The sequence below is a fragment of the Streptococcus parasanguinis genome, assembly GCF_023109675.1.
In the GTDB taxonomy this organism is placed as follows: Bacteria; Bacillota; Bacilli; order Lactobacillales; family Streptococcaceae; genus Streptococcus; species Streptococcus parasanguinis_I.
Map to the genome: position 1 here is coordinate 11971 of NZ_JALDUR010000014.1, position 19022 is coordinate 30992.

Here is a 19022-nt window from a genome sequence, read left to right on the forward strand (position 1 = left end):
GTTATTTACCTCCTTTAGCGTCTTTACGAGCTGGAAGAACTTCACCTCGGTAGATCCATACTTTAACACCAAGTTTACCGTAAGTAGTGTCTGCTTCTTCCCAAGCGTAATCGATATCAGCGCGAAGTGTGTGAAGCGGAACAGTTCCTTCAGAGTATCCTTCTGCACGGGCAATATCTGCACCGTTCAAACGACCTGATACTTGAGTTTTGATTCCTTTAGCTCCAGCACGCATAGCACGTTGGATCGCTTGTTTTTGTGCACGACGGAAAGCAACACGTTGTTCCAATTGACGAGCGATTCCTTCACCAACAAGGTGAGCATCCAAGTCAGGACGTTTGATCTCAATGATGTTGATGTGTACTTGTTTACCAGTCAATTTGTTAAGAGCTGCACGAAGTGCATCAACGTTTGCTCCACCTTTACCGATAACCATACCTGGTTTAGCAGTGTGAAGAGAAACGTTAACTTTGTTTACTGCGCGTTCGATTTCAATAGTTGAAACGGCTGCGTCAGCCAATTCTTTTTGAATGAATTTACGGATTGCAAGATCTTCATGAAGGTAATCCGCGTATTCTTTTTCAGCATACCATTTGGCATCCCAATCACGGATGATACCAACACGCATACCAATTGGATGTACTTTTTGACCCACGAGTTTACCTCCTTATTTTTCTGCAACAGCTACTGTGATGTGAGCTGTACGTTTGTTGATTGGTGAAGCTGAACCTTTCGCACGTGGACGGAAACGTTTCATTGTTGGTCCTTCGTTTGCGAATGCTTCAGATACTACCAAGTTAGCTTTTTCCAAACCAAAGTTGTTTTCAGCATTTGCTACTGCTGAGTTCAACACTTTAAGGATGATCCCTGCAGCTTTGTTTGGTGTGAATGTCAAAATAGCGATGGCATCGGCTACGCTTTTACCACGGATGTTGTCAAGAACAAGACGTGATTTACGAGGTGAAACACGCACTGTACGAGCCATTGCTTTAGCTGAAGTAATTTCTGCCATTTATGTTCTCCTTATTTTCTACGTGTCTTCTTGTCGTCTGCCGCATGACCTTTGTAAGTACGAGTTGGTGCAAATTCACCAAGCTTGTGACCTACCATGTCTTCTTGGATGTAAACAGGTACATGTTTACGTCCATCATAAACTGCGATAGTGTATCCGATGAAACTTGGGAAAATCGTTGAACGACGTGACCAAGTTTTAATTACTTTTTTCTTTTCGTCGTTTGCTTGAGCTACAACTTTTTTCATCAAATGCTCATCGACGAAAGGTCCTTTTTTAAGACTACGTCCCATTTTGTAATTTTCTCCTTTAAAATTTAGTACCACAGCGGCTTGCGCTGCTATGCAGCGCTACCGAGCTGGCGGAAAGTGTAAGCTAGTTGCTTATGATTATTTTTGGTTGCGACGACGAACGATAAGTTTGTCAGATTTCGCTTTCTTGTTACGAGTTTTAAGACCAAGCGCAGGTTTACCCCAAGGAGTAGATGGCGCTTTACGTCCAACTGGTGCTTTACCTTCACCACCACCGTGTGGGTGATCATTCGGGTTCATTACAGAACCACGAACTGTAGGGCGAACACCTTTCCAGCGGTTACGTCCCGCTTTACCAAGGTTTACAAGTCCATGTTGTTCGTTTCCGACAACACCAACTGTAGCACGGCAAGTTCCAAGAATCATACGAACTTCGCCTGATTGAAGACGAACAAGTACATATTTACCTTCAGAACCCAATACTTGAGCAGAAGCTCCAGCAGCACGTACCAATTCTCCACCTTTACCAGGTTTCAATTCGATGTTGTGGATCAAAGTACCAACTGGGATGTTAGCAAGCGGAAGAGCATTTCCGACTTTGATATCTGCTTCTGGTCCTGATACAATGCGTTGACCTACTTCAAGGCCTTTAGGGGCGATGATGTAAGCTTTCACACCGTCAGTGTAGTGTACAAGCGCGATGTTAGCTGAGCGGTTTGGATCGTATTCGATCGTTTTAACGACTGCTTCAACTCCATCTTTGTTACGTTTGAAATCGATCAAACGGTAATGACGTTTGTGTCCACCACCTTGGTGACGAACAGTGATACGACCGTTGTTGTTACGACCTGCTTTGTTTTTAAGAGAAACAAGCAAAGTTTTCTCAGGTGTGTTTGTTGTGATTTCAGCGAAATCCAAAGAAGTCATATTACGGCGACCGTTTGTTGTTGGTTTATAAACACGAATTCCCACGATATTTCCTCCTTAGATTATTCAGCTTCAGTAGCAAACAACTCGATTGCTTTAGAATCAGCTGCAAGCGTGATGATAGCTTTTTTAGTTTTTGAAGTAAAACCAGTGTAACGTCCAACGCGTTTTGCTTTAGGTTTTACGTTTACAGTGTTCACATTCGCAACTTTTACACCTTCAAACGCAGCTTCAACAGCTTGTTTGATCAAAAGTTTGTGAGCGCGAGTGTCAACTTCGAATACATATTTGCCTGCTTCAAGTTGAGCCATTGACTTTTCAGTGATAACAGGTTTTTTGATAACATCATACAAATTCATTATGCAAGAACCTCCTCGATTTTAGAGATAGCTGCTTGAGTAACAAGAAGTTTGTCACTATTTGCGATGTCAAGAACACTTGCAGTTGTAGCAGTCGCAACTTTCACGTTTGGAAGGTTACGAGCTGAAAGAGCTGCGAATTCATTTCCTTCTTCAAGAATAACAAGGACTTTAGAATCGATGCTCAAAGCTGCAAGAACTTTTGCAAATTCAGCAGTTTTTGGAGCTGTAAATTCAAGAGAATCAACGGCTACAAATTTGTTTTCAGCAACTTTTTCTGAGTAAACAGATTTAAGTGCAAGGCGACGAACTTTTTGAGGAAGTTTGTACGCATAGCTACGTGGAGTTGGTCCGAAGACAATTCCACCACCACGCCATTGTGGAGAGCGAATAGAACCTTGACGAGCACGTCCAGTTCCTTTTTGACGCCATGGTTTGCGTCCGCCACCTGAAACGGCTGAACGGTTTTTAACTGCGTGAGTTCCTTGACGAAGGCTAGCACGTTGGCTGATGATCACATCAAATACAACTGCTTGGTTTGGTTCGATACCAAAGATCGCATCGTTAAGAACAACTTCGCCCGCTTGTTTACCAGTTTGGTCGAATAATGTTACATTTGCCATTTTGACTGTATTCCCCTTTCCTTATTATTTACCAGCTTTAACTGCTGACTTGATAGTGATAAGAGATTTCTTAGCACCTGGTACGTTACCTTTGATAAGGATAACGTTCTTTTCTGGAACAACTTGTACAACTTCAAGGTTTTGAATTGTTACACGATCGCCACCCATACGTCCTGCAAGGTTTTTACCTTTGAATACGCGGTTAGGTGCAACAGGTCCCATAGAACCTGGACGACGGTGGTAACGAGAACCGTGAGCCATAGGTCCACGTGATTGTCCGTGGCGTTTGATAACACCTTGGAAACCTTTACCTTTAGAAGTACCAGTTACATCAACAATGTCTCCAGCTTCGAAAGTGTCAACTGTGATTTCAGCACCAACTTCCAAGCCTTCAACGTTTTTGAATTCACGAATGAAGCGCTTAGGAGCCGTGTTAGCTTTTGCTACATGTCCTTTAGCAGGTTTGTTGCTCAATACTTCGCGTTTGTCATCGAAACCAACTTGGATAGCGTTGTAACCATCTGTTTCAACAGTTTTAACTTGAAGAACAACGTTTGGAGTTGCTTCGATAACTGTTACAGGGATCAATTCGCCAGCTTCAGTGAAGATTTGAGTCATTCCCACTTTTTTCCCTAAGATTCCTTTTGTCATGAGAAAATAGTTCCTTTTCTATAGTTTTTTATTCAAAAAGTTTTTAACGAGCGTTTTTTATGCTCTTGATCAAGCTTTAGATTAAAGTTTGATTTCTACGTTTACACCACTTGGAAGATCCAATTTCATCAAAGCGTCAACTGTTTTTTGAGTTGGGTTGATGATGTCGATCAAACGTTTGTGTGTACGCATTTCGAATTGTTCGCGAGAATCTTTGTATTTGTGAGTCGCACGAATGATTGTGTAGAGGCTACGCTCAGTTGGAAGTGGGATTGGCCCCGCAACTTGTGCACCTGTACGAGTAGCTGATTCTACGATTTTTGCAGCCGCTGTGTCGAGTGTACGGTGTTCGTACGCTTTCAAACGGATGCGGATTTTTTTGTTTGCCATCTTTTTCTCCTTTTCGTCTATTTAAGATAATAGGCTAGCTCCACAAGAAAACCGACGCGCGTTGCGTGGCAATGCAACCGAGCGTGTCGCAACCTCTTGCATCAAAGCTAATAGCTGTTTTTCACAGCACCATAGTAGTTTAACACAAACAAAGGCCCAATGCAAGGGATTTGAGAAGATTTTTTTCGTTTTTTTGATGAAAGTGTTTTCGAAAGAAAAAGCGTGCTAAAAAAGTTGCTATTATATAGAAAAAAAGTTCTACTTTTCAGTAGAACTTCCTATTCTTTTTCAATACAAAATTGATCTTGTGATGTATTGACCAGGATATCCGCTTCGCCTTCCATCAGTTGATAATACTGATGGTATTGTTCTCGCCTGATCTGGTGAGTTCGATAGATGAAGTCTATCTCTCGATTTCGTTGGGCAACGTCTCTGCTTAATCGTCTTTCTAGCTCCGTAAGATCATCTGTGTAAAAACAAATGGTTTGATCAAACAAAGATTTTGGTAAAAAAGCTACTGACATCCCTTCTACGATGAGAATAGGCTTGTTCCCAGATAATATATGGCTTGGAGACCATGGCTGATCAATCGTCCGTATATCCATTCCTGCTTGAAGGGCTCGAATATCTCGCTCTAGACTAGCCAATTCATGGGCACTCGACAGACACGCGGTTACTTTTTGGTCCGGTAAGTCTTTTGGCACAACCAACCCTCTTGGACTTCCAATAATATAGGGATCTGTCTCCAAAAGGTTAACTTTTGTGGGGTCCAATCGCTCACAGAGCGCTATTGTAAAGGTTGTTTTTCCTGAACCACCATGACCATAGATCCCAATAGTCTGCAATTCTTTTGCCTGGATCTTTTTTACCAAGTAGTCTAATAGTCTTTCGCGATCCATCCTAGAAATTCCGTCCTGATTTGTTATAGCCATATTTTTCGACGAAATGCTCACGGAATTCTAAGAGATTGTCATCCATGATGGCTTGACGGACCTGCTTCATGAGGTTGATCAAGAAATAGAGGTTGTGGTAGCTTGTCAAGCGAATGCCGAAGGTCTCATCTGCCTTGAGGAGGTGGCGAAGATAAGCACGGGTGTAATTCTTACAAGTGTAGCAATCACATTCGGGATCTAGCGGTGTAAAGTCTTCTGCAAATTGCGCATTTTTCACCACTAGGCGTCCTTGGCTGGTCATACAGGTACCATTTCGCGCAATCCGCGTCGGCAAGACACAGTCAAACATGTCCACTCCACGAATAACGCCATCAATCAGACTGTCTGGAGCTCCTACTCCCATGAGATAGCGTGGCTTGTTCTCTGGTAAGAGCGGAGTTGTGAAATCTAGTACCGCATTCATCTCTTCATGGCTTTCCCCAACAGCTAAGCCACCGATAGAATAACCTGGAAAGTCCATGCCGACCAAATCTTGAGCAGACTGACGGCGTAAGTCTTCAAATCCAGCCCCTTGGACAATCCCGAAAAGACCTTGATCATGAGGGCGACGGTGAGCCTTTAGGCCACGTTCTGCCCAACGACTGGTCCGTTCGATTGATTTTTTCACATAATCATAGGGCTGATAGAACTGAGGGCATTCATCAAAGGACATCATGATGTCGCTCCCTAGATTGTTTTGGATGGAGATGGCCTTTTCTGGAGAGAGGAACATCTTCGAGCCGTTGAGGTGGTTTTTAAAGGTTACCCCTTCTTCAGTAATATTGCGGGTATCCGCTAATGAATAGACCTGAAAGCCTCCACTATCTGTCAAAATGGGCTGGTCCCAGTTCATGAACTGGTGCAATCCTCCTGCTTTTGCAACTAGATCATCCCCGGGACGAAGCCAGAGATGGTAGGTGTTGGCCAAAATAATTCCGGAGCCCATTTCCTTGAGCTCTTCTGGCGATTGGGTCTTAACGGTTGCCTGAGTCCCTACAGGCATAAACATTGGGGTTGGGAAGGTCCCGTGAGGGGTGATAATTTCTCCCAGACGAGCACCTGTATGCTTTTCTTTTTTGATTAATCGATATTGAATCGGTGAATCTGTCATGGTTACCTCCGTACTGGGAAAAACAGTCCCAGCCTTCTTATTCCTGTCACAGTTTTCCTGTGAGCACCTGTACGATTGTACCAAATTTTACCGGCTCTGTCACGGACTTATGTTATAATAAAAAGTACTACTATGAAGAGAGTGTCATCTATGAACCTTAAACTGATTCGCCTCCGGGCACGTACCATGCAAGTCCAGCAACCGGGCTTAGCTATCCTTTTTGCTCTTCCGGTCCTGTTGACCATTCTTGCTAACTTCCTCTTAAGTGGGCAAGATCTGGTCGATCTACTACCGGATATGACCTTGCAGCAAGCAAGTATCTACATGATCCAGCGGCAACTCTTTCCTTCTGTCGTCTCCTTTGTCATCTCCATTTTAGTGGTCGGTGCGACTTTTAGCTATTTAGATACGATTAATCCCAAGATCGAACACCGAACACGTGTGTTAGATATCTTTAAACAAGATCGCTTTACCTCTGTATTTGCCACCTTGATCTTGAAGCAAGCCGTCCTCTTTTTATGGGGACTCATCCTCTATGTGGGGAGTCTCATCAGCACCTACGCTAGCATTCGATTTTTGGCGATCTACGATAAGGTGGGCAACCCTAGCACTCTGAGTGCTTCCAGTCCTGAATTCCAATCTCTCATGCAACAAATGCCTCTGATGACTGCTGGTGTCATACTTGGCCTGATTGGCCTCCTCTTTTACCTGCCACAATACTACAGTCTTAGCCTGGTCGAATTGATCCTCTATGAGCAATTACGAGACGGCGACTACAAGGGAGCCTTTGGAGTCCTTCGCCAAAGTCGTGAAACCATGAAAGGGTTCCGCAGCAATCGCTTGGTGCTCGATCTAACCTTGGTTGGTTGGTACTTCTTGAATTACTTCACGCGCGATGTCATCGGCTTTTATACCATGCCTTACTTTATCAACTGCCAAATTGCCTTTTATGATCAAATCAAGCAGATTAAACAAGGGCCTCGCCATTTTACAGGCCATCCAAGCCATGAAACTGAATAAGAGTAAGAAGAAAACCCCAGCTTGCTGGGGTTTTCTTCTATGTCAATTGTTTATCATTTATAAACCGTATAGGGAGTCTCCTAAGATCAGTCTGGTATGTTCCCGTTTGATACAGCGGTTCATGACGATATCTTCCCGTCCAGCTCCACGAAGGATTTCTTCTGCTTCTTGATTTTCCAGCTCCAATTGTGCCCAGAAAATTTTCGCATCCGTCTCAATAAAATCACGTGCCACATCTGGTAAAAACTCACTGCGACGATATACATCAACGATATCTACTGGGAATGGGATCTCCTGTAAGCTAGCGTACACCGTTTCTCCAAGGATCTGGCCACCAGCTGCACGAGGATTAACGGGAATAATCCGATAGCCCCGTTCTTGCATCTCCTTGCTGACACGATGACTGGTCGTATCTTCACGATCAGATAATCCAACTACAGCGATGATCTTGCTCGTTTCTAGGTAATGTTTGATAATGCCATCACTAGGATTGCGAAATGAATAAGCCATAAGAATCTCCTTTTGTGTTTCTTGTCTTAAGAATTTATATGGTACTGGACGTGCTTGTATGACGTCCATTTTATTTGGCTTCATACCATGTTTTGCCTTCATTTTCATCGGCTTCCAGTGGTACCACAAGTTCGATAGCGGATTCCATGGTCTCTTTGACGAGTTCTTTGATCGCTGCCAGTTCATCACTTGGTACCTGCAGAACGATTTCATCGTGCACCTGAAGAAGCATCTTGGTCTTGTATGCTCCTCTTTCTAGCGCTTGGTCTAAGTGGATCATAGCAATTTTCAAGATGTCTGCTGCCGATCCTTGGATGGGTGAGTTGATAGCCGTCCGCTCCGCAAAGCCTCGAACATTGAAGTTGCGAGAATTGATATCTGGAATCTCCCGACGACGCTTGAAGAGAGTCTCCACATAGCCTTTGTCACGCGCTTCCCGTACCACTCTCTCCATATAGTCCTTGATGCCAGGGTAGCGTTCGAAATAGGTCTCAATGTAGGCCTTGGCTTCTTTTCGACTGATCCCTAGGTTGTTAGACAGGCCAAAGTCGGAAATTCCATAAACCACACCGAAGTTTACTGCTTTTGCATTGCGACGGTCGTTCGGCGTCACATCTTCTGGTTTTTCAATATTGAAGACGCGCATAGCGGTCGATGTATGGATATCTGCCCCATGCTGAAAGGCGTCAATCAAATGCTCATCTCCCGAAATATGGGCCAAGACGCGCAATTCGATCTGTGAATAGTCCGAACTGAGCAAGACACTGTTTTCCTCTTCTGGGACAAAGGCTTTACGAATGAGACGACCTTGTTCCAAACGGACAGGAATGTTTTGCAGGTTGGGATCCACACTGGACAAGCGGCCTGTCTGCGTTAAATCTTGCACATAGCGGGTATGGATTTTCCCATCTTCCAAAATCCAGTCTTGAAGACCAATAACATAGGTCGACTGAATCTTGGCAATTTGGCGGTATTCAAGAATCTTAGACACAATCGGTGCAATTGGAGCCAGGCGTTCCAAGACATCAACGGCTGTTGAATAGCCGGTTTTGGTCTTCTTGGTATATTCAAGAGGGAGTTCCAATTTTTCAAAGAGGATGACCCCCAATTGTTTTGGAGAATTTATGTTAAATTCCTCTCCAGCAAGCTCGTAGATTTCTTGAGTCAAACGCTCCAAGACCACTTCGTTTTCCACCTGCATATCTTGGAGGGTCTGGCGCTCTACCTTGATCCCCGCGATTTCCATCTTGGCCAAAACAGCTGCTAGTGGTTGCTCCATATCATAGAGCAAATCTAGTTGGTCATGGGCTTGCAACTGCTCCATCATGGGCTCTTCGGTATCCAGTAGAACAGCGACTTTCCGTGCCAAATGCTCTAATAGGACCGTCTTTTCTGGGATAGCTTTTTTGGCTCCCTTGCCATAAACGACTTCGTCCAGCGGCAGCGCAATCTGACTATAGAGACTCGCAATGGTTGAAATTTCATTGTCCTCTACGGTCGACAAGAGATACTTGGCCAATCGACTGTCAAAAGCTGGATTTTGAAGGGAAATGCCCAAGTGGCTGAGCAAAACCTTGGCCCGCTTGAAGTCATAGACCTTGAAGGGCGTTTTTTCGAGAAATTCTTTGAAAATCGGTGTTTGTAAAAGACCAGTATCTGTACTCGCGTAGAGCTGACCTTTGGTCCCCCATGCGAAACCGATGATGGGTTCCGTATGGTAATTGTCCCCAAAAATCTCAAAATGGAAGAAAGTATCTTCCGTGAGCATATCTGAAGTGACTTGCTCAACTTCTGTATAGTCAATAGCTACAGGAGCTGCTTCTTCTCCACTGAGATCCAAGGCCTGACGGAGTTGCTTGAAGCCCATCTCCTCATAAAACTTGGCGAGATTTTCTAGATGAGGGCCCGTATAGGTGATATCGTCCAGGCCAATCTCAATGGGTGCATTAGTATCAATGGTCGCAAGAGTCTTAGACAGATAGGCCTGCTCCTTGTCGTTGATGAGGTTTTCCTTCATCTTAGAAGCCTTCATCTCGTCGATATGCTCGTAAATACCATCGAGAGAGCCGTACTCTAGGAGCAGTTTGATTCCGGTCTTTTCTCCAATCTTAGTGACACCTGGGATATTATCCGACTTATCTCCCATCAAGGCCTTGAGATCGATAAATTGCTCCGGTGTCAGTCCCATCTTTTCTTTCAAATAGGCTGGAGTGAATTCTTCAAACTCTGCCACTCCTTTTTTTGAGATTTCAACCACCGTGTTGTCATCCGTTAGCTGAATCAAGTCCTTGTCCCCTGAGACAATAGTCACATCAAAAGGAACAGAAGTTGATTCTGCCAACTTGTCCAGCGTTCCAATAATATCATCTGCTTCATATTGAGCTAGCTCATAGTGGCGAATTCCTAGATGGTCTAATTGCTCGCGAATGAAAGGGAACTGCTCACGGAACTCATCCGGTGTTTTTGCCCGCCCCCCTTTGTAGTCAGCATACATCTCCGTCCGAAAAGTAGTCTTTCCTGCATCAAAGGCGACGAGAACATGGGTTGGTTGAATGCGCTCCAACAGATGGCTCAACATGAGATTAAAGCCATAGACCGCATTGGTATGCAGACCATTGGCATTTTTGAAGCGATCAATTTGATGATAAAGTGCGAAAAAGGCACGAAATGCGACGGAAGACCCGTCGATGAGTAGCAATTTATTCTTTTTTTCCATAGGCCTATTATACCACGAATCACAAGGTCTCTGGTACATAAAAACTCTACCCTTTCGGGTAGAGCCTTCTTTAGGAGTTCCTTATGAAAAATGAAGAGAAGCGTTTATTCGCCGTAACAAGACCCTTGTTGTGGCAATTTCTTAAAGCGTTTTGGATAATTGACTGAGATTTTCATTTTCTGTACCTCATTTCTTATTGGATGAGTACAGTATACACGAGAAACCTAAACCATTCCTTATAGAAAGCTTCAAGAAAACTAAAAACTGAGACGCAAAACACGCGGTTGTTTTTTGCTGCAAGCTGGTAATTGAAGATGGAGGCCTGCCTCATCTTGACTCCAAGAAAGAAGCTGACTTTCTCCAAGGAGCTCTATCTGCCGAATACGCGCATGAAGGATTCTCGGTTGCTTGAGATCATAGGCGAGAGACGGCAAGGTCAGCTCTTCTGTCCGTCCACTTGGTTCCAGCTGGATAGCATAAAGCAGGCCTTCACGCGTAGTATAGCGGAAATCTTGGTTGGTATAGAGTGGCGCTTTCCCATCTGAGAAGGAACCTTCCTGGGCCTCGGTCGGTCCGTCCGATGACACCCGCCAAGGCCGGCTCTGATAAATGGCTTCTCCGTTTACCGCCAGCCAGTCCCCGATCTCTGTAAGGATGTCTTGATCTTGCTCAGGGATGGTGCCATCTGCCTTGGGTCCAATATTGAGCAGAAGGTTGCCATTTTTGGCCACAACATCAACTAGATTTTGCAACAATTCCTTACTGGTCTTGTAGGCTAGATCCTGGGTATAGCACCAAGAATTACGGGCAATTGCAGTATCCATTTGCCACGGAAAAGCTTGCGTCTCTCCGTAGCCTCCCCGCTCCATCTCAACGATTCCTGAACCAAAAGGGAGGGCATCCTGTTTGTAACAAACAGCCACCTTGCGATCCTCTTGTGCTGCTAGATTGTAATAGTAAGCCAAAAAGCGCATCAAGTAGGGACGGAAACTCTCATGCTGGATCCACCAGTCAAAATATAGGAGCTCTGGTTGGTAGTCCCGCACTAGTTCACAGGTTCGCAAGAGCCAGTCTTCCAAGAATTCTTTGCTGGGATAAGGCTTGGAGGTGAGATCAAAATGATCCTTCGGTTCTGGCTCTGCTGGCCAATAGAGGCTGTCTCTTGGGACTTCTTGCAGAATATCACTAGCAAACTCCTTGCCATGTGAAAAGAAAAACTGGTGCTCTGCCCGGTGAGAAGATGTACAGAAGTGTAGACCACGTTTTTCTGCTTCCGCCCTCAGTTCTCCTAAAACATCTCGTCTTGGCCCCATTTCTAAGCTATTATAAGGCGAGAGAGTAGAGGCATACATCTGAAAACCATCGTGGTGCTCCGCAACTGGGAAAAGATACTGAGCGCCTGCTTTTTGAAAGAGGTCCAGCCAAGATGCCGGATCAAATTGATCTGCTGTAAAGAGAGGAATGAGATCCTTGTAGCCCAAGCTAGCCTGGTCTCCAAAATGCTCTCGATGATAGTCATAGCAAGGATTCCCTTGAATATACATATTTCGTGAATACCACTCCGAACCGAAGGCAGGTACACTGTAGACGCCCCAGTGGATAAATATTCCAAATTTAGCATCCCGATACCAGTCTGGACAGACTTGATGGCTAAGAGAGTCCCAGCTTGGGTCAAAAGGGCCTGACTGGACGACTTGATCAATCTCTTCAAGGCTTATCATTCTCTTCTCCTCTTTTCTTGTTACTATCTCTATTGTATCGAGAAACCCTTGTTTGTAAAGACAAACGAGGGGAATGTTTAAAATAGTAGACAAAGAGCTTGATCTAGGAGAATCGAGCCAATTACAAATAGAATAGACCTGCTAGCCCTTCACTGCTTGAGAAATAAAATGAGCGACGGCGTCTGTCTCCCCTTGGTGGAGAGCCTTAACGATTTTAGATCCCACAATAACGCCATCTGAGACCTTGTTGAAACGGTGAATATCCTCCATGCTGGAAACTCCAAAACCTGTTAAAACAGGAATGGACGCTATTTCGTGTAATTGGGCCAAGTGGTGATCCAAATCGTCTCGATAGCTCCCAGCTTTCCCCGTCACCCCATTGACAGCAACGGCATAGATAAATCCTTCTGCATCTTGGATCAATTTCTTCTGGCGCTCGATTCCTGTGGTTAAGCTCACTAGCGGTACCAAGGCGATATCTTTATCCGCTAATAGAGGCTCTACCAGATCCGCATGCTCATGAGGAAGATCGGGAATAATCACTCCTTTGACCGCTGTTCCTTCTACATCTCTAAAGAAGTTTTCAAGCCCATATTGGAACAAGGGGTTGAAATAGGTCATGATGACCAAAGGAACAGCTGTCTCTAAGCGCTGGATCGTTTGCACCAGACCCTCTGTCGTCGTCCCATGGCCTAAACTTCGTAGTCCTGCCTCTTCAATCACAGGGCCATCTGCCACCGGATCCGAAAAAGGAATGCCAACCTCAATAGCTGAGACACCAAGCTCTTCCAAAAATTGGATGGTTTCCTGCAAACCTGCTAAGCCTTTTTCATGATCTCCTGCCATGATATACGGAACAAAGATCCCTTGCTGTTGGTCTTTCAGCTTTTGTAAATGCTCTGTTAAGGTCTTTCCCATCTTACTCTCCTCTCTCTTGTTCTAGGCGGTCTTTGACTTGTACCACATCTTTATCCCCACGACCTGATAAGCAGACGATCATGGATTTTTCAGGCCCCATTTCCTTGGCCAATTTCACCGCATAGGCGATAGCATGGCTAGATTCTAGAGCCGGAATGATTCCTTCTACTTTTGAAAGCAACTGAAAGGCTTCTAGGGCTTCTTGGTCTGTCACAGGCACATAGGTTGCCCGCTTGATCTCATGGAAATAAGAATGCTCTGGCCCAATTCCTGGGTAATCGAGACCTGCTGAAATCGAGAAGGCTTCTAAAATCTGTCCATGAGCATCCTGTAACACATCCATCAAGGCGCCGTGAAGGACTCCCGGACGCCCCTTGGTCAAGGTTGCTGCATGCTGGTCTGTATCCACTCCAAGGCCAGCAGCTTCTGCCCCATACATGGCAACAGATGTATCTTCAACAAAAGGATAAAAGAGCCCAATAGCGTTCGATCCGCCTCCTACACAGGCTAAGACTGCATCTGGTAGCGCACCGTCATTTTGCTCTGCAAATTGGCGTTTAGCTTCTCGACCGATGACACTTTGAAAATCACGGACAATCTCTGGGAATGGGTGAGGTCCTAGAGCAGAACCCATGATATAGTGGGTATCCTCCACATTTGCTACCCAGCCTCTAAGGGCAGCATTGACTGCATCCTTGAGGACACGCGACCCATCTGTTACCGATTGAACCTTTGCCCCCAACAACTCCATCCGAAAGACATTAAGGGCTTGGCGTCTGACATCTTCTTCCCCCATGTAGATGGTGCATTCCATATCAAATAAAGCAGCGGCCGTTGCCGTTGCAACACCGTGCTGTCCAGCCCCTGTTTCTGCGATGATCTTCTTTTTACCCATTCGGTGTGCCAGCAAAACCTGTCCTAGGGCATTATTAATTTTATGAGCTCCTGTGTGGTTGAGATCTTCTCTTTTAAGAAAGATCTTGGCTCCACCGACATACTTGGTTAGATTCTTAGCATAATAGAGCGGTGTTTCCCGACCGACATATTGTTTCAGAAGCTGATCCAATTCTGCTTGAAAAGAAGGATCTGCTTGACTTTCTCTGTAGGCTTCTTCTAATTCTAAAACTGCTGTCATCAAGGTTTCAGGGACAAATCGTCCCCCGAACCGCCCGTAAAATCCGTTTTGATCTGGTTGTTTATATGCCATGCTTGACCCTTTCTATAAATCGTTTTATCTTTTCTTGATCTTTTATTCCATTTGTCTCGACCCCACTGGATACATCCACCGCATAAGGATGAAAGAAGCGAATGGCATCTGCTACATTGTCTTCCGTCAAGCCTCCTGCAATAAAGAAGGGCTTTGTAAAGTTTTGACTTTCGAGCTTTTGCCAGTCAAAGGTCTGTCCACTTCCTGCTACAGGAGCATCAAAGAGCAGATAATCGGCACTGGTCTCAGGAAGAGCTGCATCTTTCCCCACTTGAACAGCGCGAATCGTTTGTTGGGGAAGGTCTTGCAAGATGGTTTCATCCATCGGCCCATGCACTTGTATCAGGTCCAAGCCCACAACTTGGCAAGCTTGCTCCACTTCTTCTCTTTGTGGCGATACAAAAACACCGACTTTTTGAACCCCCTCTGGAATCCCTGTAGCCAACTGCCGGGCTTGCTCCAGTGTTACTTGCCGTTTGCTTGGTGCAAAGACAAAACCAATGTAGTCCGCACCAGCTTCAACAGCTGTCTGGACAGCTTCTGGAGTGGACAGTCCGCAAATTTTAACCTTTGTCAATCTGCAACTCCTTTACTTTTTCAGCCACATTGTCTGCCTTCATGAGGGCTGTCCCAACGAGAATGCCATTAAAATAAGGAGCCAGCATGCGAGCGTCTGCTGCTGTGAAAATAGCAGACTCAGAGATGTAAACCGGTTCTTGTTCAAAGCTTGTCGCCAATTCAAGGCTAGTATGGAGGTCTGTCTCAAAGGTCACCAAGTTGCGATTATTGACCCCGATGATCTGAGCCCCAATCCGGTGAGCGACCTCTAGTTCTGTCAGATTATGGGTCTCCACCAAGACCTCCAGGCCAAGATGGGTCGCAAACTCATAGAGCTCTTTCAGACGAGTCTCTGATAAGGCTGCAACAATCAACAAGATCACGGTTGCCCCTGCATTTCGCGCCCGAATTATTTGCTTTTCATCCACAATGAAATCTTTGTTGAGGGTGGGGATACGCACCTGACTAGATATTTCGCGGAGATACTCGATACTGCCCTTGAAAAACACTTCATCAGTCAAGACAGAAATCATCACGGCCCCATTTTCTTCGTAAATCTTAGCCTGCGCGACGATATCCACATCGACATGAATATCTCCCAGACTCGGGCTAGCCTTTTTCACCTCTGCGATGATCTGAAGCTTTTCTGGATGACTCTTTAGGTAATCATACAGGCGGTAGGTCTCGCGCAAAGGTTGGAGTTTCTCTTCTTTCATCGCAGCCACTTCACGCGCCTTTTCCTTTAGAATCTTTGGCAAGAATTCTTGACTCATTTTTGATACTCCTGTAATAATCTCAATTTCTCAAGGGCAGCCCCACTGGCAATCACTTCACGTGCCAAGGCAATTCCCTCCTTGATAGAATCTACCTTGCCGTTGGCATAAAAACCAAGGCCTGCATTTAAGACCGTCACCTCTAAGAAGGGACTCGCTTCATTCTTCAAGACACTGAGCAAAATTTCCGCATTGCGTTTGGCGTCTCCACCTCGTACTTGATCAATTTCGATGCGCTCCATTTCGATATCTTCTGGTTGAAAGCTGGATAAGGTAACCTGTCCATTTTCCAGAATAGCGAGCTGGGTTGCCCCATCAAGGCCTGCCTCGTCTAAACCTTGTGGACCACTCACCACCACTGCGCGTTTCCGACCCAAATTCTTTAGAATCTCCGCCGTACTTTCCAGCATATCTGGACGACTGGTTCCCAATAGCTGGGTTTCTAGAGGAATCGGATTGATAAGAGGACCGGTTAAGTTCATCACCGTTGGAACCCCTAGCGCCAAGCGAGCGGGCATAATATAGCGCATGCCAGGGTGCAGATTTTTGGCGAACAGAAAGACAATGCCCGCCTTTTCAAACACTCGTCCCAAGTCTTCTGGACCCAAATCAAGGTTAATCCCTAGAGCTTCTAATACATCCGCAGAACCAGATTTAGAAGAAATCGAACGATTGCCGTGTTTCGCCATCTTGATGCCACCACCAGCAAGGACGAAGGCAGCTGTTGTTGAAATATTGAAACTATACGAACGATCGCCCCCTGTTCCACAATTGTCCATTGCTCCTTGAACTTCTGTAGGAATAGCGACTGCATAGGCCTGCATCACTTTTGCAATAGCCGTCCGCTCTTCAACCGTTTCTCCCTTCATTTTGAGACCTAGAAGAAGGGCCGTCACCTGTGCTTCTGAAGCACGACCAGCAACGACTTCCTCCATGGTTGCTTCTAACTCTGCACTAGTTAGATCCATTCCTTCCGCTACTTTTGCAAGCACTTGTTTCATCTTCCGCTCCTTGACTAGTTTGACAAAATTTTCGATGGTCTTGAGCCCATCTGGCGTCCCGATACTTTCTGGATGGTATTGAAAACCATAAATCGGTAAGCTACGGTGTTGAATTCCCATAATCGCTTGATCATCCGTCGTTCGAGAGGTAATGACAAAATCCTCTGGCATGTCTTCAATCGTCAGCGAATGGTAACGCATGACTGGGACCTCTTTTGCAACACCCGCGTATAGCGGAGAGGGAGCTTCTAGCTGGATCTGGCTTTGTTTGCCATGCATGACCTGTGGTGCCAATCCCAAGCGCCCTCCAAAAACTTCCGCAATCGCTTGATGCCCCAAGCAAATCCCCAAGATTGGTTTGATCCCTGCGAAATCTCGGATCATCTCCTCCATCTTGCCCGCATCCTTTGGCCAACCTGGACCTGGAGAAAAGACCAAGGCATCTGCTTCTTGGGCAACTTGGTACAAATCCGGATCATCATTTCGAAGCACCTGGACCTCATCAAATTTTCCGATATACTGTGCTAAATTGTAGGTAAATGAATCGTAATTATCTACTAATAAAATCATCCTTCTTCTCCAATCCTTGTCATTGATTTTGCCTTATTGACGGTTTCTTGGTATTCATTTTCAGCGATCGAATCATAAACGATTCCTGCTCCTGCCTGCACATAAGCCTTCTTATTTTTGAGGATCATGGTTCGAATCGCAATAGCAAAATCGAGATCCCCCGTCACAGAGAGATAGCCAATAGCCCCCGCATAGACGCCTCGTTTTTCTTTTTCTGCCTCATAGATTCGCTTCATGGCTCGAATCTTGGGAGCCCCCGAAACGGTCCCCGCTGGAAGGGTTGCCTTCAGAGCCTCAATGGAAGCTAGTCCAGGAAGTAATTGCCCCTTGACCACACTGGTCAGGTGCATGACATAACGGAAGAATTCCACTTCCATATATTTGGTCACTTCAACTGACCCATTTTGAGCAATACGACCAATATCATTTCGCCCTAGATCCACCAACATCCGGTGTTCTGCGACTTCTTTTGGATCCCCTGCCAAATCAGTTGCCAATTGCCGATCAGCCTCTTCATCGATCCCTCTTGGACGCGTGCCAGCAATAGGATTGGTTGTCACCACTCGATCCTTGACCGACACCAGACTCTCTGGACTAGCACCGATAATTTGGTACTCCCCAAAATCATAAAAGTAGAGATAATTCGAAGGGTTGGTCACGCGCAAATTGCGGTAATAATCCAATGGTTTCCCCGAAAAATCAGCTGAAAAACGTTGACTGAGCACGCATTGAAACATGTCTCCTTTTCGAATATAGTCCCGCGCTAGGGCCACCATTTCCTCAAACTCTTTTTGCTCCAAATGATTGTGGAAATGAAGCGCATGCAGATCCTTGTCCTGAAACTCTTCTTTTGCAGGTCTTGCCAATTGTACTAATACTTGCTCCAAGCTCGATGCTTGCTCTGCTTCACTCCGTCCACTATAGAGGTTCTCTTCCACCACATAGACCTTTTCCTTTTTGTGATCAAAAATCACATAGCTTTCATATAAGAAAAAGTGAAGATCTGGTGTTCCGATCGTATCTTCAGGAATGGAACCAATGTTCTCATAGAGGCCAATCAAGTCATAGCCGACAAATCCAATCGCCCCACCGTTAAAAGGAAGCTCTTCAGAAGTTTTCGTTTTGACCGTGATGCGGTTCAAAAAGTCCAAAGGATCCTCTTCAACAATTTGATCATTGTAATAGAGGACGCCATGTTCAAACTTGACTTCACTGACAGGCCGATAGGCTACAATTGAAAAACGCGCATTCTCTTTTTCACGAGGGATCGACTCCAAGATCATTTTATGGGGCGCATCCAAACGCATATAAGCCAAAATTGGACTCAACACATCAGCAGATAAAACTTTTTTCATATCAGAAACCTCTCTTCTAGAACTCTTTTTCTAATGAATCGTAACGTCGCTTGCTAAGGCGAGCAAGGATATCCCACGCTCTATTTGCGCTTTGGGATCAATGTGCCTAAGCTCGCTTTGCTTGCTAAGACTATTAAGGTTATCTCATCGCTCTGTTTGCGCTTTGGGATCAATGTGCCTAAGCTCGCTTCGCTTGCTAAGGCACATAGAAAAGCCCTCACACAAAAACTGTGTGAGGGCGTAGTGTCCGCGGTGCCACCTCTTTTATAGGGAAAAATAGCTGGTCTTTCCCTACATCTCTATCTCCTCTATCAAGGAGTTGCACGGTAAGGGGTGCCAACCGAATTCACATGGGTTAGAATTCATTGATCATAACAGTCCAATTTTCATCAGTCGCTATTGCTTGTTCACAATTCC

Annotated in this window: 20 protein-coding genes and 1 pseudogene; 1 reads left to right on the forward strand and 20 read right to left on the reverse strand. The window is 45.3% G+C overall.

Annotated elements, in window-relative coordinates; translation table 11 throughout:
* Nucleotide 1: 1 nt before the first annotated feature.
* From rpsC to tgt, 10 genes are all read right to left on the reverse strand, one after another.
* Nucleotides 2-655, reverse strand: coding sequence for a 30S ribosomal protein S3 (gene rpsC / locus M1G14_RS09060; protein WP_003002336.1), 654 nt, complete (start codon nucleotides 653-655; stop codon nucleotides 2-4).
* Between the two features lie 12 nt (nucleotides 656-667).
* Nucleotides 668-1012, reverse strand: a complete 345-nt coding sequence (gene rplV / locus M1G14_RS09065) for a 50S ribosomal protein L22 (protein WP_000818139.1) — start codon at nucleotides 1010-1012, stop codon at nucleotides 668-670.
* An 11-nt stretch (nucleotides 1013-1023) separates the two neighbouring features.
* Nucleotides 1024-1305, reverse strand: coding sequence for a 30S ribosomal protein S19 (gene rpsS / locus M1G14_RS09070; RefSeq protein ID WP_024056420.1), 282 nt, complete (start codon nucleotides 1303-1305; stop codon nucleotides 1024-1026).
* A gap of 96 nt (nucleotides 1306-1401) precedes the next feature.
* A complete protein-coding gene (gene rplB, locus M1G14_RS09075; RefSeq protein WP_000512900.1) occupies nucleotides 1402-2235 on the reverse strand; it encodes a 50S ribosomal protein L2 in 834 nt (277 codons plus the stop codon).
* A 17-nt stretch (nucleotides 2236-2252) separates the two neighbouring features.
* Entirely contained in the window at nucleotides 2253-2549 is a 297-nt protein-coding gene (locus M1G14_RS09080; protein WP_003009593.1) for a 50S ribosomal protein L23, read from the reverse strand.
* Nucleotides 2549-3172: a 50S ribosomal protein L4 gene (gene rplD, locus M1G14_RS09085; RefSeq protein ID WP_003009591.1), complete on the reverse strand. Its 624-nt coding sequence runs from the start codon at nucleotides 3170-3172 to the stop codon at nucleotides 2549-2551. The genes M1G14_RS09080 and rplD overlap by 1 nt, the downstream gene beginning before the upstream one ends.
* Nucleotides 3173-3196: 24 nt before the next feature.
* Entirely contained in the window at nucleotides 3197-3823 is a 627-nt protein-coding gene (gene rplC, locus M1G14_RS09090) for a 50S ribosomal protein L3 (protein WP_003010846.1), read from the reverse strand.
* Nucleotides 3824-3904: 81 nt separating this feature from the next.
* Entirely contained in the window at nucleotides 3905-4213 is a 309-nt protein-coding gene (gene rpsJ / locus M1G14_RS09095; protein WP_003009585.1) for a 30S ribosomal protein S10, read from the reverse strand.
* A gap of 278 nt (nucleotides 4214-4491) precedes the next feature.
* Nucleotides 4492-5112, reverse strand: a complete 621-nt coding sequence (locus tag M1G14_RS09100; RefSeq protein ID WP_049486590.1) for a uridine kinase family protein — start codon at nucleotides 5110-5112, stop codon at nucleotides 4492-4494.
* A 1-nt stretch (nucleotide 5113) separates the two neighbouring features.
* On the reverse strand, nucleotides 5114-6256 hold the full coding sequence (tgt, locus tag M1G14_RS09105; RefSeq protein ID WP_021154249.1) for a tRNA guanosine(34) transglycosylase Tgt: 1143 nt from the start codon (nucleotides 6254-6256) through the stop codon (nucleotides 5114-5116).
* Nucleotides 6257-6406: 150 nt separating this feature from the next.
* Between tgt and M1G14_RS09110 the strand changes: the two genes are divergently transcribed.
* Entirely contained in the window at nucleotides 6407-7276 is an 870-nt protein-coding gene (locus M1G14_RS09110) for a DUF975 family protein (RefSeq protein ID WP_023920182.1), read from the forward strand.
* A gap of 57 nt (nucleotides 7277-7333) precedes the next feature.
* Here M1G14_RS09110 and M1G14_RS09115 read toward each other — a convergent pair whose 3' ends face one another.
* The 10 genes and pseudogenes from M1G14_RS09115 to trpE all read right to left on the reverse strand — a co-directional run bounded on the left by M1G14_RS09115 (nucleotide 7334) and on the right by trpE (nucleotide 18605).
* Nucleotides 7334-7786, reverse strand: coding sequence for a CoA-binding protein (locus M1G14_RS09115; protein ID WP_021154247.1), 453 nt, complete (start codon nucleotides 7784-7786; stop codon nucleotides 7334-7336).
* 70 nt (nucleotides 7787-7856) lie between these two features.
* On the reverse strand, nucleotides 7857-10502 hold the full coding sequence (polA, locus tag M1G14_RS09120) for a DNA polymerase I (protein ID WP_247926526.1): 2646 nt from the start codon (nucleotides 10500-10502) through the stop codon (nucleotides 7857-7859).
* A 257-nt stretch (nucleotides 10503-10759) separates the two neighbouring features.
* Nucleotides 10760-12223 (reverse strand): alpha-L-fucosidase, encoded by a 1464-nt coding sequence (locus M1G14_RS09125; RefSeq protein WP_247926527.1) that lies wholly within the window; start codon nucleotides 12221-12223, stop codon nucleotides 10760-10762.
* Nucleotides 12224-12364: 141 nt separating this feature from the next.
* On the reverse strand, nucleotides 12365-13141 hold the full coding sequence (gene trpA / locus M1G14_RS09130; protein WP_024055161.1) for a tryptophan synthase subunit alpha: 777 nt from the start codon (nucleotides 13139-13141) through the stop codon (nucleotides 12365-12367).
* A 1-nt stretch (nucleotide 13142) separates the two neighbouring features.
* Nucleotides 13143-14348: a tryptophan synthase subunit beta gene (gene trpB / locus M1G14_RS09135; RefSeq protein ID WP_247926528.1), complete on the reverse strand. Its 1206-nt coding sequence runs from the start codon at nucleotides 14346-14348 to the stop codon at nucleotides 13143-13145.
* On the reverse strand, nucleotides 14338-14925 hold the full coding sequence (locus tag M1G14_RS09140; RefSeq protein ID WP_070845922.1) for a phosphoribosylanthranilate isomerase: 588 nt from the start codon (nucleotides 14923-14925) through the stop codon (nucleotides 14338-14340). Before M1G14_RS09140 ends, trpB begins: the two co-directional genes overlap by 11 nt.
* Nucleotides 14912-15679: an indole-3-glycerol phosphate synthase TrpC gene (gene trpC, locus M1G14_RS09145; RefSeq protein WP_070845920.1), complete on the reverse strand. Its 768-nt coding sequence runs from the start codon at nucleotides 15677-15679 to the stop codon at nucleotides 14912-14914. Before trpC ends, M1G14_RS09140 begins: the two co-directional genes overlap by 14 nt.
* Nucleotides 15676-16680 carry an anthranilate phosphoribosyltransferase gene (gene trpD / locus M1G14_RS09150; RefSeq protein ID WP_070845934.1) on the reverse strand — a complete coding sequence of 335 codons (1005 nt, stop codon included), beginning with the start codon at nucleotides 16678-16680 and terminating at the stop codon, nucleotides 15676-15678. The genes trpC and trpD overlap by 4 nt, the downstream gene beginning before the upstream one ends.
* A 9-nt stretch (nucleotides 16681-16689) precedes the next feature.
* Nucleotides 16690-17250: pseudogene (locus tag M1G14_RS09155) on the reverse strand (aminodeoxychorismate/anthranilate synthase component II); the annotation flags it as partial.
* Nucleotides 17247-18605 (reverse strand): anthranilate synthase component I, encoded by a 1359-nt coding sequence (gene trpE / locus M1G14_RS09160; RefSeq protein WP_049522921.1) that lies wholly within the window; start codon nucleotides 18603-18605, stop codon nucleotides 17247-17249. The pseudogene M1G14_RS09155 and the gene trpE, both read right to left, overlap by 4 nt.
* Nucleotides 18606-19022 lie beyond the last annotated feature (417 nt).

Excerpts from the sequence above, each read along its gene's own strand:
- rplV (WP_000818139.1), bottom strand. The coding sequence starts at position 1,012 with ATGGCAGAAATTACTTCAGCTAAAGCAATGGCTCGTACAGTGCGTGTT.
- trpE (WP_049522921.1), bottom strand. The coding sequence starts at position 18,605 with ATGAAAAAAGTTTTATCTGCTGATGTGTTGAGTCCAATTTTGGCTTAT.
- tgt (WP_021154249.1), bottom strand. The coding sequence starts at position 6,256 with ATGACAGATTCACCGATTCAATATCGATTAATCAAAAAAGAAAAGCAT.
- rplC (WP_003010846.1), bottom strand. The coding sequence starts at position 3,823 with ATGACAAAAGGAATCTTAGGGAAAAAAGTGGGAATGACTCAAATCTTC.
- polA (WP_247926526.1), bottom strand. The coding sequence starts at position 10,502 with ATGGAAAAAAAGAATAAATTGCTACTCATCGACGGGTCTTCCGTCGCA.
- trpA (WP_024055161.1), bottom strand. The coding sequence starts at position 13,141 with ATGGGAAAGACCTTAACAGAGCATTTACAAAAGCTGAAAGACCAACAG.
- M1G14_RS09100 (WP_049486590.1), bottom strand. The coding sequence starts at position 5,112 with ATGGATCGCGAAAGACTATTAGACTACTTGGTAAAAAAGATCCAGGCA.
- M1G14_RS09125 (WP_247926527.1), bottom strand. The coding sequence starts at position 12,223 with ATGATAAGCCTTGAAGAGATTGATCAAGTCGTCCAGTCAGGCCCTTTT.
- M1G14_RS09115 (WP_021154247.1), bottom strand. The coding sequence starts at position 7,786 with ATGGCTTATTCATTTCGCAATCCTAGTGATGGCATTATCAAACATTAC.
- trpD (WP_070845934.1), bottom strand. The coding sequence starts at position 16,680 with ATGAAACAAGTGCTTGCAAAAGTAGCGGAAGGAATGGATCTAACTAGT.
- M1G14_RS09080 (WP_003009593.1), bottom strand. The coding sequence starts at position 2,549 with ATGAATTTGTATGATGTTATCAAAAAACCTGTTATCACTGAAAAGTCA.
- rpsJ (WP_003009585.1), bottom strand. The coding sequence starts at position 4,213 with ATGGCAAACAAAAAAATCCGCATCCGTTTGAAAGCGTACGAACACCGT.
- trpB (WP_247926528.1), bottom strand. The coding sequence starts at position 14,348 with ATGGCATATAAACAACCAGATCAAAACGGATTTTACGGGCGGTTCGGG.
- M1G14_RS09110 (WP_023920182.1), top strand. The coding sequence starts at position 6,407 with ATGAACCTTAAACTGATTCGCCTCCGGGCACGTACCATGCAAGTCCAG.
- rplD (WP_003009591.1), bottom strand. The coding sequence starts at position 3,172 with ATGGCAAATGTAACATTATTCGACCAAACTGGTAAACAAGCGGGCGAA.
- trpC (WP_070845920.1), bottom strand. The coding sequence starts at position 15,679 with ATGAGTCAAGAATTCTTGCCAAAGATTCTAAAGGAAAAGGCGCGTGAA.
- rpsS (WP_024056420.1), bottom strand. The coding sequence starts at position 1,305 with ATGGGACGTAGTCTTAAAAAAGGACCTTTCGTCGATGAGCATTTGATG.